Genomic DNA, 18,023 nt, shown 5'->3' on the forward strand with positions numbered 1-18,023 from the left:
ACCCCAACTTGCATCCTCCCCTATTTAACTTTTATTCAATAATTTTGCTTGCAATAGCGGCAAGGTCGAGAATGTCAATCACATTATCGTGGTTGATATCGGCGATTTTGACTTGATTCCAGTCCGGACTTAGCGAGTTCTTGCCATAGTTCGCCGCTGCAAAGCCCAGATCGCCGATGCTCACTTTACCGTCTCCGTTCACATCTCCCGGAATGCCTGCCGGTACGGCCGTAATCTCGATATTGATCGACGAGGCATCCGCTTTCGTTTCAACGCCTTTGTCATCGCCGAGTGTAGCTTCTGTTACCGCTATCTTACCTGATACCGTTTGGGTCACACTCTTCGCTTTGAAGACGAGATCGACGAATTCACCCGTGCCTGTAACGGCATGACCGGCACCTTGGCTCGCGATGATAAGGCGAAGCGCGCCCGCTTGATCCCTAGACTCAACGATGCTTACGCCGTCTTTGGAAGACTTCGCCGAGACAAATTCCATCACATTCGCATCATAGTTCAGCTTGATGTCCTGAGCGTATACGCTTTGCGTTACGTTCTTCAACCCGAAACGTACTGTGAACTCATTTCCTGCGGGAACAGAGTTCGTACCGCTAAGCGTTGTTCCAGGTGCAATCGGATATCCGAATACAAGCAATTCTTGAAATGCAGTCCAATTCTGCCCAGGGGCTTGATCAAAAGTAATTCGCACATATCTTCCTTGCGTACTGTAGGAGTGCGATTGCATTTGGCTCGTATCGGTATTGCTCATTTTATCCACAGCAGTTACCCATGTGGCGTTATCGTTTGAAACTTCAATGATATATTTCCATAAGACTTGCTTCTCGAAATGGATTTCACTGCCTGTCAATTCGTAGATGTCGCCTAAATCGACAGCCCACCAGTTGCCGGCGCTTCCGCTATTCGCAACCCACATGGTCGTCAAATTGCCGTCATTGCCATTGGCTGCCGGTCTTTCCGAGTTTTTGGCGGTCGCCGGTTTGTTCAAAGCAAGGTTTGCAGGCCGAGGCAGAATGGTTACTTGGCTTGTTGCCTTATAGCCGCCGTCGATGCTTGTTACGGTGATGGTCGCTTTCCCCGCTTGCAGACCGGTTACAACCGCTTTGCTGCCATTAGTCTTTTGAACCAGCGCTACAGCCGGGTCACTAGTTGACCATGTTACATTTGGATTTAATGCGTTGTTCGGCAGCACAGCCACGGTAAGCTCCGCAGTTTGCCCTTCCGTAAGCGAAAGTGCTGTCTTGTCGAGTTGAATCCCGGTTACGAATGGACCTGACTCCACAACTTTAACCTCCGCAGTTGCGATGAATCCGCCTTCTACCGTTCTCGCCGTTATCGTCGCTGTCCCCATCCCTGCTGCTGTAACCGTTCCACTGCTGTCAACTGTTGCTACTTCTTCTTTACTCGTCGACCAAACGACATTTTTGTTGCTTGCATTAAGTGGTGCAATAATTGCGTTTAACTTCGTAGATTTGTTAGTGTCCAAGTTAAGCGTTACATGCGATTTATCTAGTGTAAGGCCAGTTACAAACACTCCTTGTGAATTTACTTCGAGTCCTGCGAACTCAACAAATCCATTCAACTGGGAAGTCACATTGACTGCGCTCATGAACAGACCGACATCCTGTTTCACTGCCGCTGACGCCAGGGTTGCAGTACCGATTGTCGTCCAGGCAGTTCCATCCGAGCTGCATGCTCCTGTTATCGTTGAACCCGTCCGAGCAAGCTTGACGTAAACAGGTGCTGTGAATCCCGCTTTGGATGACACCGACTCCAACTGGCCGTCTCCATTCTGGTCCCAGGAAAATGCGCAGCCGTTGCTTGGCGTAACTGCAATGTTGACATAACCGGCAGATCCGTTCGTTCTTAAGTCGTTGCGGGCAATAATACCCGCTCGCGCCCATCCCCACGTATTGTCCTGATGGATGACTCTTGTCGTAACCGTCGTATCGCTGCTCAGCGCTTTATCCAGAAAAATCGATCCGAAACCTTGTGATGCGCCCCACAAGTCGGAACCACCGCCATAAATGCCGAACGAGTTTCCAGCTTGAGCAAACTGTGAATTGTTGAAAGAAACTGTCTGATAAGGTGCCGTGATGCCCTTGGAGGCAAGCAGGTTAATCGTACCTTTAGCGGTTTGCCCCGCTGTTCCATAACAATAAGCGGACTCAACCGATAGCGTATGGATTAAGCTGCTGATCGAAAAATTGTCTGCGGCAGTTACCTCAAATTTCACAGTGAACGTTTTTCCGGGGTTCACTTGCTCAGCCGTTGTAGCCGTCAGAGCCTTTACAATGAATGTTGAATCAGCCGCAATGGAAACGTTAACTTCCTGCGCCGGCAAGAAGCTGTTCTCGTTCTTCAACGTTGCTGTAATCGTAACAGTTGCGCCTGGCTCGATAGCGGCTTTGTCCGCAGTCACCGTAATCCCCAGAGAGGATGAACTGCTGATTTCGTCTAATACCTTTTGGGCCACGAGATGAATATCGCCCTGTGGTTCCGCAGGGAAGACATTCTGCCGCTTCGACCATGCATCGCCAATAGCAAACCAGTCAATCTGAGCCGGCTGTCGGCCTTCGGCAAGCGCTCCCTTTAACTCGTCGAAATAAGTTTTCCACCGTAAGTAATAGTAATCACCCACCAAGCCGCTCCATTCGCGGTTCGCGTAATCATGTAGTCCGCCGGACGTGGATCCTGAGCGATCTCCCCACACGGTAAGCAGCGATCTGGCATCAAACTCCAGTCTCGCGCGTTCAGCATCATCAGACGCAAGTGACTTTGTTTTCTCCAGCCACGGGCCGAGCATCGTCTGTTTATTCGTCGCTGTAACCTCTTCGAGCAGCTCCATCCATTTCAACCACTTATCCGTAAGTGCAGTAAATTGCAATTTATCCTTAGCATCATAAGCTTGCTTAATTTGCGGCAGCAAAACACGGCTGTGATTGGACAGCACCTGACGGGTGATGTCCATCAGGTCATACCGGTAAGCGCTGCTGCTGCGCAGTTCCTGTTTAACATTAAGTATCGCGGGCAGCGCAAGATCGAATGCCACTCCATCATACCGCATGCTCTCAGGCGACCATGATGCTGCTTTATTAGCAGTTAAGCTGGGCTGTGCGCCGAACAACCCGTCTTGCGCTTCACTCCACTCACCAGCTGGCATATTGTATGCCGTTTGGCGAAGTGTCTCCCATGCAGCCTTCGCGTTCTCGTCTCCGCCACCGTAGCGTCTTTCCGCCCATGTTCCAAACCAAGTTGGCAGGTCAACCGGGCCCTGCTGCCATGCGATTTCGCTAAAGAAGTCGAAGGCGACCGGATTGTTCTCGCTTCCTTCCGGCATCAGCGCGATACCGTTAAGTTGGCTTCCTGATTTGGCCTTCCATTGCCAGTACTTTGTATTCCAATCCGAGAGATTCGCCCCCATCGTGGTATGTCCGCCGAAATTCCAAATCGAGCCAAACGCATAGGGCACACCTGGCCAGGACTGCTCTCGTTTGAGATTGGCATAACGATCCGATAAGCCGTCGAGAACGAGCAATTTTGTTTTGTCCAGCGGTGCCAGCAACGTCGAAGACGGGTTGGACTGCCAGCCAAGTATCGCCCAGATCGCGCCGGGGTGAGCAGCTTGAAGTGCCGTTTCCACGGCCTTCGAGGCCGTACCGACTGGAACGTCGCCTGCGTTGCCTCCTTCATGCAGCAGATCCATCTTAAACATCGTTGTATCGCCGAAACGCTCTGTTTGGTTCCGGTAAAAGGCTTCGGCTATTTTCGGGAATAACGCATTTCGCGGATCAAGCCAGTCCGGCCGATTGAAGCCAACCCAAGTCCCCTGAGAAATGACACGGCCTGTCGGATTCTTCTCCACAAACTTCGTCGGTACTGTGCCGAAATAACCCGGAAATACGGGAGTCATCCCCAATTCTCGAAGACGATCAGCTATTTTCTTACCGATAACGGCTCGTTCATTTATTAGATTTTCAGAATTGGGACCCGCGAAGCAGCACATATTCTGCAGCAGCCACCAAGGCTGGTGTGCAGGCAATGTGATCCAATTATTCATCTCCTGGGCACTGTAACCGAATTCTTGAAACGTATCATAGTAAACGGCCTCCTGTCCCACCGTTACCAGCACTTCATTAATTCCGTTCAGGGCGAGGACGTCGATCATATGCTCCCAATCCTGCCAATTCCGATAAGCGCCTGTATACCCATCATCCGTGTCGTTGAGTGCAAATCTGTGTGGAACATTCGCTTGCTGTACAATTTCTTTCACCGGTAAAGGCAGCTGCTGCGGTAAATTTAACTGGTCGCCATTCCAGCTGATATTCGCCTTCGCCACATATTTGAGATACCAGTTAAATCCAGTCAACAGAACAGCTGGACTTGTACCCTGTATCTCCACAAGCCCATCCTTGCTTAAGATGCGGAAATAGTCGCCACTTGTGTCTAGGCTCACGGCCACCAGACGCACTTGCCCGTAGTGTTTCGGCACAAGCCGCTTCAGCGTCTCGACAGCTGCTGCGGTATCGAACGGCGGGGACTCTGTCGCAGCGGACGCTGCTTCTGTCCATCGGATCCCGAGTGGAATGACCGCTGTTAACATGAGAAGCAATAACATACTGGAAAATATTTTCCTCATCAAAGATCACCTCTTCTCAACGGTAGAAAAATTAGGGAGGACCCCAACTTGCATCCTCCCCTATTTACATTTATTGAATGATTTTGCTAGCAATAGCGGCAAGGTCGAGAATGTCAATCACGTTATCATGGTTGATATCGGCAATTTTGACTTGATTCCAGTCCGGACTTAGCGAGTTCTTGCCATAGTTCGCCGCTGCAAAGCCCAGATCGCCGATGCTCACTTTACCGTCTCCGTTCACATCTCCCGGAATGCCGGCAGGTACAGGCGTAATCTCGATATTGATCGACGAGGCATTCGCTTTCGTTTCAATACCTTTGTCATCACCGAGTATAGCTTCTGTTACCGCTATTTTCCCTGATGCCGTTTGGGTCACATTCTTCGCTTTAAAGACGATATCGACGAATTCTGCCGTGCCTGTGACGGCATGACCGGCACCTTGACTCGCGATGATAAGGCGAAGCGCGCCCGCTCGATCTTTAGAATCAACGATGCTTATGCCGTCTTTGGAAGACTTCGCCGAGACAAATTCCATAACATCGGCATTATAATTCAGCTTGATGTCCTGAGCGTATATACTTTGCGTTACGTTCTTCAACCCGAAACGTACCGTGAACTCATTTCCTGCGGGAACAGAGTTCGTACCGGTGAGCGTAGTTTCAGCAGCAATCGGCTGTGAACCAAGCCATTCCAAAACAGATAGAACAGGTCTGTGATCGGAAGCGACATCATCATGAATAGCTTGAGCGTTAACAACACGCCATTGGTTTTTCTGTCCATACATAATATAGTCAATCTTACCGTCCTCTTCATTGGTCCAATCCGTAATACCCGCTGTAGCGTCTGTCCACTTACTCGTTAAAGATTTGATCGTATCTGACTCCGGAGTTGCGTTCAAATCACCGGCCAAAATGTAAGGAGAAGTCGAACCGTAAAGTTCAACAATCTTATTTACTTGATCTGCTTGAATGCTCTTCGGGTTCCACTCCAGATGTGTTCCGGAGAACGTAAACTCAGGCAAACCGTTTGTTGGCGCAATTTTCGCCGTTAACACAGCACGCTGCTCGCCACCGCTTGTATTTGGAAGCAATATTTTCTCCGAAGAAGTAATCGGGTAACGAGAAAGGAGCGCCAATCCGTATTCGCCACCGGACAGGTCGATTGCCTTACCAAAAGTTACATGCATTCCCGTCAACTCAGCCAATTTCGCAGCTTGATCTACGTTGCCGCTTCTTGGGACATTGTTATCCACCTCTTGCAAAGCAACAAGATCCGGATTCAAACTCTTAATCACATCAGCAATGCGAGGTAAATTTACAATATTATCATTCCCTGCGCCATGATGAATATTGTAAGTCAGGACACGTAATCCAGGCCCTGACAATGCCTCAACGGTCACCGTACTTTCCGCTGTAAAGGCGCCATCTGTCGTTGTCGCCTTGATTTTCGCGATGCCCGCCTTTAGCGCAGTAACAACGGTTTTCCCGCCAATTGTCGCAACAGTCGCAATGCTTTCGTCGCTGCTCGACCAAGTCACGTTCTTGTTGGTTGCATTATTCGGCTGCACAGTAGCATTTAGCTCCGCCGTCTCGCCCTCTTTCAAAGCAACTGCCGTCTTATCGAGCTGAACGCCGGTTGCAGCAACTGCCGAATCCGGCACATTATTGCGATATTTAAAGTTGTCATATTCGGCTACTGTAGGACCGAACACTCTGGCGCCCATCTTGCCTTCGACGTTCGGAATGGATGCCAAGCTGCCTTCATAGTACTGCGTACCATTCACAAACAAGGTCACAAGAGGTCCTTCGAATTTGATTTTGACCGTTGAGGTGACCCCTTTACTTAGCTTAGCCGCCGTATTGTTCGTCAGCAGCCCGTAGCTATCCTGTGCGTTCACCCAGTACCAACTGCCGTTATCGTAGCCGACCGATGCCCACGAATCTTTATTCGTGTAACGGAAGATGACGCCTGAGCGAATATTTCCGGTGTTTGTCGGCGTTACTTTATATTCAATTTCGCCGTCTTTGATGTCCGGTGAATTCTGATCGATAAAGACATTGCTCGTATTGTTTGCTGTCAGCTGCAGCGCATACCGGCTAGCTTGAGACGAATCGCTAACGACCGACATGCTGCCTGTTCCTGCCCCGATCACGTGCTGCCATCCGCCAAGTTGATTGTTCTCGAAAGTTTGTTCATAGCGAATTGGAAGCGGCACAGTTACCGGATCATCATTCGGATTCGGCTGATACACTTCAAACTCGTAGAGGGAATAACCGTATGTGCCTGCTCGTTTAGTCCCGAGCATGCGCACATAACGGGCATTCTCTGTCGGGAACTTAACGACTTCCGTACCGCCGACGCCTGCGTTCGTGGTGTAGGTGTCTTTCCAGGTTTGCGCGTCGCTGGAAACTTGGATTTTATACCCTTTGGCGTAAGCCGCTTCCCATTTTAAAATGACCTTATTGATATCGTAGTTTTTGCCGAGATCCACATAAATCCATTCATTGTCGGTATATTTGGACGCCCAACGGGAATTTTTCGACTCATCCTCATCAAACGCCAGGTTCGCCGTTAAATAATTCACTTCCTCCGAAGAAGCCACAGCCGGTTGGTGTGCGGCTATGTTGACGGTCCACGGCGGCGAGCCTGCGGCAACCGCGATTTCTTTCCCCGTCCATGCGCGGTCTACGATTTTCAAATCATCCAACGCACCTTGGAATGCCTGCGCTGCACTGCCGATGACTGCCGCAGGAAGCAGCGTCGTCTCCGTCAGCTTATCTTTCAGCTCGCCATCGACAAACAGCGATGTCCCGCTTAAATCTCCTTTCAAAGCGACATGCACCCAGCGTCCCGTCGGAATCGCCGTATTGAAGCTGAAATCAAAGCCCTCGCGGGAGAAGCCGGCCTTGCCGGTTTCCTTCTGCTTCAATTTGATCGCGCCTTCGGCGGATTCGAGCAAAATCGCTTCCGGCTGCGCGCTGGCGGTCATATTCACCCAAGCCGAAACCGTCCACGGGAAACCTTTCGTCGTCAACCCGGTCGCGATGCGATCACTGGAATGACTGAACAGAGCCGCTTTGCCTGTCCTGCCGTTCGTCCATTGAACGCCGCTTAACGTGCCGTTATAGCCATTGCCGGACAGATCGCCGGCCGTTTGTCCGTTGCCTTCGTCAAACGGATAACTGAGCACGGTTTCCGTCTTCGTTGCGACTTTATGCAGCAAGTTCGTATGAGGCGCATCCCCGATCGCACCGCTAGCCTGACGGAATTGGTCGTACGTCGCGTCGTTGGATTGGCCTCGCCACATTTTCTCGGCCATCGTCGGCAGTGCGTCTTTTACGCGATCATGCACATCCATAGCGCTCACTTTTTTGCCCAGCATATCGTTCCATACCGCAAACATGCCGCCGAGCAGGCTCGGGTTGTCAGCACTTACTTTCTGCGTACCGCTGAAATAGGTGGGCTCCCAGTTTTCATACAGCCACTTCGTATTTAAATAGTCGTAGTAGTAACCCGCCTTAGGTACGATATACAGCAAGCCGTCCGTCGTGTTAATAATTTTGCGGCCTTCGTTTACCGCATCGATCGGATTTTGCCAGCCATTGTTCCAGCCGTTCAACGTAATATCGGTGTCCACCGGAGTCGTGCCCGGGAAGTACGTCAAACTGCCCCACATTCTTGCGGTTTTGCCTTTGCTTTTGAAGAAAGCATTCATCGCGTTTAAATACTGGCGGTAGGCCTCAACAGTCGTCTTATCGTTCCGGTCAAACTCATCCGCGCCGAAATGAATTTCTTTGGCATTAAACCAATTGCCGTCCAAATATTCGCTCCAAACGTCTTTGACAAACTCGATCGCCTCCGGACGCGTAATGTCCAGATGGTCAACGGGAAGGCTGTCTTTCACCAAATCGGGTCTAACCTTCGTGAAGGACAGCGCATGGCTCGGCGTATCCAGCTCGGGGGTAATCGTCATCCCTCTGTCTTTGGCGATATCCTGCAGCTCACGGAATTCCTGCTTCGTGTAGTGACCGTCTTTGGCCGTAAGTTCAGGATACTTAGTGCTTTCCAAGCGGAAAGCCGTATATTTATCCCAATGCACCCGGCTGTTGTCTTTAAAAATTTCGTTATCATTCAGATGAATTTGAAAATCGTTCATTTTGTACCAGGACATGAACTTCACATAATCTTTCAGAAAATCCATCGTAAAAAACTTGCGTCCGACGTCAAGCATGAAACCGCGCTCTTTGTACTTCGGATAATCCTTCGCTACCCCTTTGACGATGCTGGCTTTGGCGGTATCCTGCTGCAGAATTTGAAGCGCCGATCTTGTTCCGTAGAATACGCCGGTCACCGTATTGGCGCGGATTTTAACGATATCGCCGACTTCAAAATTGTACCCTTCCGTTCCTATCGTATCGTCGCTTTGCTCGTTCATGCTCAGGAAGAAATCCCCCGAGGCCGGTGAATTCGATTGCACGACGGAAACATCTCGGCCCGTAATTTCCTTCAAATCTTCTTGAAACACAACTGCCGTTCTTAGCAAAGAACTGGAAGGCGGAATGACAATCCGTGAATGATCGCCCATAGTAAATGTACCCGTGTCACCCTTCCATTCCTGCAGGCTGGGAATGACCACTGGCTTCGGGTTAGGTCCCGTACCTGCCGCTTGAGCCGATTGGAATGGCAGCGAGAATGCCAGCAAGGCCAGCAGACAAACCTTCGTTACTGTCTTTCTCATTTTTTCACCTCATCACATGATTTTTGGAGCCAAAAAATAGAGGAGACCCTTGAACAAATCGTCTAAGGGTCTCTTTTCTGTGTCTATTCCATTATTTTCGAGGCAATGAAGGCCAGATCTGCGATATCGATTTGTCCGTCATTGTTGATGTCTAAATGCTTAATGCTCGCCCAATCAGGACTTGTGGAGTTTTTGCCGTAGTTGGCCGCCATGATGCCCAAATCGCCGATTGAAACTTTTCCGTCATTGTTCACATCGCCAGGAATGCCGACTGGAACCGGTGTGATTTGAACGCTAAAGGAGGAATTCAACGCTTTGAATTCGTTGCCTTGCGCATTCCCAAGCGTCGTATCCGTTACTTGGATTGTGGCCGTACTGGCTACAGTCAGCGCTTTTGCGTTAAAGGTAAGCTTGAACAATTGCGCATTGCCTGTCACTGCATGACCTGTGCCTTGGCTGGCGGCGATTAGGCGAAGTTTACCCGGTACATCCTTCACCGTCGTCACCAATGTGAGGTTCGGAAGCAGCGAGTCCGCCGACACAAACTCCAACAAGTTTGCATCGTAAGTTAACGTAATGTCTTCCGCATACGCCTCCTGCGTCACATTGTTTAGCCCATATGCAACGGTTACCGGCTGCCCGCTTTGCACGCTGGAGCTTCCCGTTAACGTTGTAGACGGACTTTGCGGAGCGACTACTTTCACCACTACCGCTGCCGTCGCTTGCTTCCCGCCGTACGTCGCCGTAACAACGGTTTCGCCTTGGGAAACCCCCGTGATCGTACCGCTAGTTACCGTCGCAAACAGCGGATTTGCGATCTCGAATGCGGATGCAGCCGTCACATCTTGATTCGTTCCATCCGAATACCGGGCCGTCACTTTTACGGCTGCGGATTGCCCTTGATTGACTTCATAGCTTGCTGCATCAAACGCGAGTGTTTGCAGCATTGGCGCCTCAACCAGCTTATAAACGTTCAGCTCGGCTGCCGAAGCAAAGTTGCCTGCGCCTGCCGTTGCTTCAAGCTTCAAGTAAGCAGCATTCACCGGTGCAAAATTCACTTCTTTCAGCGCATTATTTTGCAGCCACGCTCCGCTTGCCACTTTCGTATACTGCACGCCATCCTGACTGACATACACGTTGTAAGCCGTGATAGTCCCGTTGCCGGCATCCGGACGAGGCGTGTACTCCAGCTTGCTGATGTTGTAAGTTCCACCCAAATTCAAAATAATCGATTGCGGCAGCGGATCAACATTAAACCATTTGATATGCCACCAAGTGCTTGGATCTCCGTCAAGGGCCAAGCCCGGCTCGTTCCCCGCCTGGAAGCTTGCCGCCGTTGCCGTCATTTGCGTCTGTGGAATTTTCACCAAACCGGTTTGCCCGGTTACCGTGACATCTACCTTCGCTTTAAAGCCGCCCTCCGCCGTCGTTGCCGTAATCGTCGCTGTTCCAGCGCCTTTCGGAGAAACGACGCCATTCTCATCTACCATCGCAATTGCCGGATTGCTTGTGCTCCAAGTAATCGTCGTGTTTGCTGCATTCAGAGGCATGACGGTGGCTTCCAAGGCAACCGGCCTATCAAGCACGTTCATCGTGATCTCCGAACGATCCACGGTAATGCCCGTCACTGCAGCCGTTCCGATAATCGGCAAGCCGATCAGCTTCACATCCGCGATGCTGGCTCTTGTGCTCGCATCAGGCAGTCCGGTAATCGTGATTCGCACATAGCGCCCTTGGCTGCCGAACGTATCTTTGAGCACTTCGCCGGCTTCGGTATTGTTCATGCGGTTTAACACTTGAATCCAGTTGCTGCTGCCCGCTTCCCGGACTTCCAGCTTGTATTTGTACACTTTATCGCTCTGTCCAAATGAAATCTCCAGGCCTTGAATTGCATACATTTTGCCCAAATCGGCGGACCATACATGACCCGGATTGGCATCATTCGCTGACCATAACGTATCCATTTTGCCATCGTTGGCATTGCTTGCCGGATATAGCGGATCTGTGCTGTCTGCCGATGCCGGCTTGCCTTTCAAAATATCACCTAAGACAGGAGGCGCCTGTGGCGTTTCATACACGTCGATTTCAGAGGCTGAGGCGAATCCGCCTACGGCCACTACTGCCTCCAGCTTCACATAGCGGGCGTCAACAGGCGTGAATTGGATATACTTTTTCAAATTGTTGCGGGTCCAATTACCTGTACTGATTTGCGTATAGCTCGTTCCGTTCGTACTTACGTACAAATTATAAGTTGTAATCGTGCCATTGCCGGCGTCTGTACGAGGTGCGTAACGGAATTGGCTAATATTGCGCACTTTGCCGAGATCAATAATAATGGATTGCGGCAGCTTGTCAGAGCCGTCCCATTTCGTATGCCAGACGGAATTGATGTCGCCGTCGATCGCTTTGGACGCTTCACTGCCTGGCTGGAAGCTTAGTGCCGAAGCCGTCATTTGATTTTTCGGAATCGCCAGCGGAGTTGGCACCGAACCGTCACGGTACACATTTAGTTCGGCCGCAGCCGCCGAGCCGTTGACTCCGGCAGTTGCTTCCAATTTCACATACTGCGCTTCTACCGTCGTGAAGGTCACTGTTTTTTCCGACTTATCCGCATTCCACGTGCCGCTGGTCACTTTGGTGAAATTCGTGCCGTCCGTGCTCACGTAGATGTTATAAGCTGTAATAATACCGTCTGTGCCCAAATATTGTCTTGGCAAATATTTTAATTTATTCACGGAAAACTTCGTTCCTAAGTTCAGTGTGATCGACTGCGGCAATGGAGTGCTGCCATCCAGCTTGGTGCTCCAGACGGTCTCATTGCTGCCATCCAGTGCATTTGCAATAGGGGAAGCTGCATCCGTACTTGTCGCCGTTGCCACGATGTCCCCTTGAGGGATTTTCGTCGGATCGTTGTCCGGTTCCGGCAGCGAAATGACCGTTGCATCCGTCAACGGAGTCGTATCTGCTGCAAATCCGGCCACCTTCACTTCGAAGCCTTGGTCAGCCTTCATATCCGGCGTTTTCACATACACGATTCCGCCTTTATCCGCGCTATCGAAGTACCAGCCGCTTGCCGCAGCCGCCAATTCCGTCTTGCTTGCATACTCCGTATATGCGGAGCCGCCTACCGAAACGCTTGCCGGTTTGGCATGCATATGAATTTGGAATTGATTTGTACGCGCTGCCAGCTTGCCATTGTAATCGCCAACGCTTGGTCCTACTTGAATTTTCAAGTCGCCTGTTCCCGTCTCCGGAGCGATCGAAGTAATTAACGTTTTGGCGAATTTGCCGCTGCGGTGCTCTCTCGATACCCCATCATCCTCATACATCGTAAAAGAATAAGTTTTGTAAGGATAGATATCATACGTAATCGGATTCGGCGGCATTTGACCGTCATACAGAGCTTCCGGATACATCGGAATAATGGCGCCGGCTTTGACGAGAAGCGGCACACGGTTTAGCGGAGCGCTGTATTCGTCCAGCATTTTGGAACCGTAATGCTCTGTCCCTGTCCAGTAGTCGATCCATTTCCCTTTTGGCAAATAAATACCGTTTCTTACGTTCGTATCTTTATAGACCGGCGCAACCAGCAGCGACTGCCCGGACATGAACTGGTACTGCGTCAGCGTGTTCTTCGTATTCGGATCGTTCGGGAATTCGTAGACCATCCCTCTCGTAAACGGCGCTCCTGATTCATAAGCTTCATTCAAATACGTATAAAAGTAAGGCGTCAAGCGCTGTCTAAGCTTTAAAATATCACGGTTATAGCTTGTATAAGGCTCTCCATAGCGCCATGGCTGCTTATCGACGGAAGCCCAACCGGACATGCTCATCAGGATCGGTGTAAACGCTTTCCATTGTAAATCGCGGACATACGTCTGGGCGCTTCCGCCGAAGATTCCATCCACATCACCGGTAGCGTACGTCATGCCTGACAACCCGGCGCCGATCATCGAAGGAATATGGAAACGGATATATTCCCAGTTCCCCGATTGATCCCCCGACCAAACCGTGGAGTAACGCTGCGTCCCTGCCCATCCGCCGACAGACCAGACGAAACCGCGGTCGTTGGAGTTGTTTTCAACCCCATCATGAGCCTGTCTCGTTGCATCGAGCGCGAAATCATAGCCAGGTCCGACCCAAGCGACATCCAGCTTGTTCAATCGCGTGCCGGCTACGCCAACTTCCGTTGCGATATTCGCAAGTCCGTTTTGCGTCCACAAGCCTGTGTAGAAGCCTAAGTCATGAAGCTGTTGCACCGTGCTTGGCAGCTGCACATACCCGCAGCCGTATCCATCGTTTGGCAGCAGCCAACCGCCCGGCATATCATTGGAGCGGAAACCTTGCGCCACTTTCAAAACATCCGGCGTCGTCAGCTTATTCGGCTTGTTAGCGCCGGTGTTGCTTGTATTGTAGCAATCCGCATCACCCATGCTCATTCCCCATCTGGGAATCAGGGATGGCTTGCCGGTCAAATCCGTATAGCCGTTCAGAATATCTTTCATCGTCTCGCCGTAAAAATAATATGCGTCAAAACGGTTCTCATTGTGTGTCAGCTGTGCGGGACTGCCAAAGTCGTATGTACCGTCTTGAAATGTGTTCCGCAGTACGCCGTAGCCCGCCGTGCTCAAATAAAACGGAGACGGATTGGAGACGGTGCCGCTGCCCCAGTCGCCAAAGTCTTTGGCGATTTTAATCGTTTTGTCACGGTGCGAGAAAAATCCGTTTTGCATCCCCCCGCCGTAGTAATATTCATCGGCTCCCCTTACGAGCTTCTGAGTTGTCGAGGAAGAGCTGTAGTTTAGCGGAGATTCCTCTTGCCATACGATTGTAGCATTGTCGCTCTTGTACATCGCGAATTTGAGCGGGCTTTTGTATGCGCGCAGAATGAACTTGCCTGTCGCGATTTTGTAGTAGCTGCCCTCATCGGACCAATTCACAGCGACAGGGCCGAAATCTTCCTTCACAACGATCGGCTCTTTGGGCGTAGTTGAGCTTCTGCCAGCCGGCGTTTGGAATTTTCCTCCTACGCCAAGCCAGATCCGCACCATATCGTCGCGATTGAAAATAACTTTGACTTGATCGGTACCGGATGTAATCGTAAACGTCTTCTCATCTGTTTTCTCGAATTTCGTGATGTCGCCAACCGCTGCCGCATGTGTCGTTGTCCCACCTATCAACATGATCGCTAGTACGAACACCAGGCAAAAAACAAAACCAAAAGCATGTTTGAGCGTCTTCACTTCCTGCACTCTCCTCATTCATTTTTACCTCGTCATCCTTTTAATGCTCCGGCTGTTATCCCTCCTGTAATTTGTTTTTGGAAAATACTATAGAACACAATCGTCGGACCCATAGATATAATCAGGGCTGCGAAGAGTGGTCCCCACTCCGTTCTGTACTGCATTTCACCCTGCATAACCGCAATGGCTACCGGTATCGTATATTTGGTTGGATCATTGATCAGCACAAGCGCAAAGACATATTCATTCCAAATATTCAGCACGGTTATGATTGCTACAGACATCAATCCCGGCTTGGCAAGTGGAAGCATGATCCGAAAAAAGATGCCATAGTGGGAAGCGCCGTCTATCGATGCGGCTTCTTCCAGTTCGCTGGGCAGCGATTTGAAAAAGCTGACCAAGACGAATACGGCAAACGGCACGGCTGTGACCATGTAAACTAAAATGAGACCGAATAAATTGTTCGTCAGATGAAGATCATTCAGCAGAAAAAACAGGGGAATGATACCAAGGAATGTTGGGATCATCATGTAGGAAAGATACGAATAGTATAGTAAGCCGTTTCCTCTGAACGTAAACCGGGCAATTACGTAAGCCGTTGTCGCCGATAAGAGCACTCCGAATGCCGTGCTTACAATGGTCACAATCAGCGAATTCATAAAATTATGGCCAAAATTATATTTCCCCCACACATACGAAAAATTTGACCAAAGCAGAGGCAGCTTCGGTAGATCCCACGGTTTTCCCAAGAAAAACTGTTGATTGTCTTTTAAGGCGCTGAGGATCGTCCAGATGAGCGGATAAAGGACACAAATCGCCCAAGCGATTAGAATGATTTTAAAAAACAGCCGAAATATAGGATTGACGGTACCTTGACTCATATGAAAAACCCCTCTACGTTAATTCAATTGTTTCTCTCTTCATCAGCCTCTGAAGGGTTGCTGTGGTGATTAAGGAGAGCACCAAAATGAGGACGCCAATCGCAGACGCGTAACTGAATTTGCCAAATTTGAAAGCATTCAAGTACAAATACGAGCCCATAACCTGTGTGGCATTATCGACTCCGCCTTCGAAGGTCATAATCGTTACGATGACGAACGACCCGTTGAGTGTCGTCATCACAATCCATACCACGGAAGTCTTGATTTGTTCCCACGAAAGGGGGAGCGTAATCAACCAAAATTGATTCCACTGCGACGCTCCGTCAATCTCGGCGGATTCAAATAGCGACGATGGAATGCTGAGAATACCGGCGACCAGTAAAATGATCGTAAAGCCTACGCCTGCCCAGATCGAAGGCGGCAGCAGGGCGAATATCGACCATTTATCGCCTAACCAGGCGAAATCAAACTTTTTATTCGTAAATAGCGAGATAAAAGAATTCAAAAATCCAAGGTTCGGATTATACACATAGCGCCACAGAACCCCGACGACAACGACGGAAAGCACATTGGGCAGAAAGAAAACGATACGGTAAAACCCTGAACCGCGAATGCCCAAGCGGGTTAGCGCTACCGCGAAGAACATGGACAAAACCATAAAACCAATGACTTTACCGAAAACTAGAATATAGTCGTTGCGAATCGTCTTGGGGATCACACTGTCATCGAGCATATCCTTGAAATTTCCCAGGCCGATGAAGTTATACGTTTCGGAACCGCCCGACCAATCAAACAAACTAAGGTAAATCCCTTTGAACATCGGATAAACGGTAAACACGAGATACAGAAGCAAAGTTGGAAGAATAAAGGAAAGAATGAACATATTCCGCTTCATCTTCGCCGTACTGATTCTCTCGCTTGCCTTTCGCTCTATCCCGGCAGGTGTGGTTGTGTTGCTCGCTTTCATACTTGCCTCCAATCTAAGCTTCCGAATGATAATAAGGGAAACATCGAATGCGTTCCCTTATTACCACTCCAAATGACTTATTTTTTTTCTTTGGAACGAATTTTATCTGTGGCCTCTTCCATACGATCCGACCATTGCTGCGGTGTAATTTCACCTTTCGTAAGAGCGAGCGTTGCGTTGTTTCTTGCAGTTACAAGCTCCTCAGGAATAACAACCTCAGGGGCAACGACCGTGTTTGGTGAATTATAGAATTTGGCTGCTTCTTTCGTAAGCGCCGGTGCATTCGTACCTTCAAGATCTGCCTTGATGTTAGCAGGGGCTTTGGAAAGCTCTGCCCATAATTTACTCTCTTTTTCTGTGAAAATGAATTGCATGAATGCTTTAGCCGCCTCAGGATTTTTCGCTTTCTTCGCGATTGCAACGGTGGACGTGTACGGATTCGCTACGAACTTGCCGCCTTTGTCTTGGCCAATGGAAGGCAAGAATCCGAATTCGAATCCGGCTGGAATGTCCTTCGCCATTTCGCTTTCCACCCATATGCCTGTCGGAATGAAAGCTGCTTTATGCTGCAGCCATTGCGTTTGGGAATCCGTATGATTCAGAGCCGGTGATCCTTTGTCGATGAGCCCTTTGTCTCTCATTTGCACAATTCTATCCAGAGATTTCATAACAGGCTCGCTCTTCCAAACTCCCTTTTCAAGGGAATTAATTTTCTTAAAAATGGATGTGTCATAGTTGTTCATCGCAATAATCGTTGGGTCTAACAAACCGCCATTAATGTAATACGGGTAAACTCCTGTATGGATATAATCGCTCATTTTTCCATCGGCTTTAATTTTCTCGCCTAAATCCATGAAGCTTTGGAAGTCTGCAGGCGCTTCCCAGCCTTTGCTTTTGAATAACGCTTTGTCGTAGAACGTGCCCCAAGAACCGAAAACGAGCGGAACAGCGAATGCTTTCCCCGGCTTGTACTCCTCAGGCTGAGCGATCAAGAGATCGAGAATCTTCTTTCCGTCTACATTCTTGGCATCCTTCAGCCAGTCCGTAATATCCATCAGCTGGTCATCCGTTACCATCTGCCTGGTGTTGGAGCCCGCTCCGTCGATGTAAACAAAATCAGGCGGATTCCCCTGAATCCAACGCGGTTTCATTTGATCGTTAATTTTGGCGCCTGCGGATTCCTTGATCTTCAAATCGGGATTTTGCTTTTGGAACTCAGCAATCGCTTGTTTCCACCACGCATCGCCATATCCGCCGACAAAATATTGGATTTCAAAGTCACCGGCAAGCTTTGTTCCTTCAGGTTTGGCAGTGGCAGCGGGTTTGACGCTCTCCACCGGTTTCGCGCTGTCGGCCGGCTTTACTGACGCACTTGTCGTAGTCGCATTATTGCTTCCGCAGCCTGTCATAGCAAGTAAAACTGTCGATAGCACCATACCCATTGCCATTGTTTTTTTTGGCTTCATCATCGTAAAGACCTCCCTAGAATTATGCGGAGCCGCCTGATTGGATAGCATCCGCTTCTACTCATTTCCAATTC

6 protein-coding genes are annotated in these 18,023 nt (G+C 49.8%); all 6 read right to left on the reverse strand.

Annotation, left to right across the window (positions count from 1 at the left end; genetic code table 11):
* Positions 1-31 precede the first annotated feature (31 nt).
* The gene (locus tag AC3WRW_RS04035; RefSeq protein WP_492545075.1) at positions 32-4,654 is read right to left on the reverse strand and encodes an alpha-N-acetylglucosaminidase TIM-barrel domain-containing protein; all 4,623 of its coding nucleotides are present in this window, start codon (positions 4,652-4,654) and stop codon (positions 32-34) included.
* 70 nt (positions 4,655-4,724) lie between these two features.
* Positions 4,725-9,392, reverse strand: coding sequence for a family 20 glycosylhydrolase (locus AC3WRW_RS04040; protein WP_492545076.1), 4,668 nt, complete (start codon positions 9,390-9,392; stop codon positions 4,725-4,727).
* Positions 9,393-9,475: 83 nt separating this feature from the next.
* The gene (locus AC3WRW_RS04045) at positions 9,476-14,653 is read right to left on the reverse strand and encodes a discoidin domain-containing protein (protein ID WP_492545077.1); all 5,178 of its coding nucleotides are present in this window, start codon (positions 14,651-14,653) and stop codon (positions 9,476-9,478) included.
* 14 nt (positions 14,654-14,667) lie between these two features.
* The gene (locus AC3WRW_RS04050) at positions 14,668-15,516 is read right to left on the reverse strand and encodes a carbohydrate ABC transporter permease (RefSeq protein ID WP_492545078.1); all 849 of its coding nucleotides are present in this window, start codon (positions 15,514-15,516) and stop codon (positions 14,668-14,670) included.
* A 13-nt stretch (positions 15,517-15,529) separates the two neighbouring features.
* Positions 15,530-16,483 (reverse strand): carbohydrate ABC transporter permease, encoded by a 954-nt coding sequence (locus AC3WRW_RS04055; protein WP_492545079.1) that lies wholly within the window; start codon positions 16,481-16,483, stop codon positions 15,530-15,532.
* Positions 16,484-16,560: 77 nt separating this feature from the next.
* Positions 16,561-17,952, reverse strand: a complete 1,392-nt coding sequence (locus tag AC3WRW_RS04060; protein ID WP_492545080.1) for an ABC transporter substrate-binding protein — start codon at positions 17,950-17,952, stop codon at positions 16,561-16,563.
* Between the last annotated feature and the right edge of the window lie 71 nt (positions 17,953-18,023).

The organism is Paenibacillus sp. FW126-R14, from assembly GCF_058789495.1.

Coding starts and splice junctions, on each gene's coding strand:
- AC3WRW_RS04050 (WP_492545078.1), bottom strand. CDS start 15,516: ATGAGTCAAGGTACCGTCAATCCTATATTTCGGCTGTTTTTTAAAATC.
- AC3WRW_RS04040 (WP_492545076.1), bottom strand. CDS start 9,392: ATGAGAAAGACAGTAACGAAGGTTTGTCTGCTGGCCTTGCTGGCATTC.
- AC3WRW_RS04045 (WP_492545077.1), bottom strand. CDS start 14,653: ATGAGGAGAGTGCAGGAAGTGAAGACGCTCAAACATGCTTTTGGTTTT.
- AC3WRW_RS04035 (WP_492545075.1), bottom strand. CDS start 4,654: ATGAGGAAAATATTTTCCAGTATGTTATTGCTTCTCATGTTAACAGCG.
- AC3WRW_RS04055 (WP_492545079.1), bottom strand. CDS start 16,483: ATGAAAGCGAGCAACACAACCACACCTGCCGGGATAGAGCGAAAGGCA.
- AC3WRW_RS04060 (WP_492545080.1), bottom strand. CDS start 17,952: ATGATGAAGCCAAAAAAAACAATGGCAATGGGTATGGTGCTATCGACA.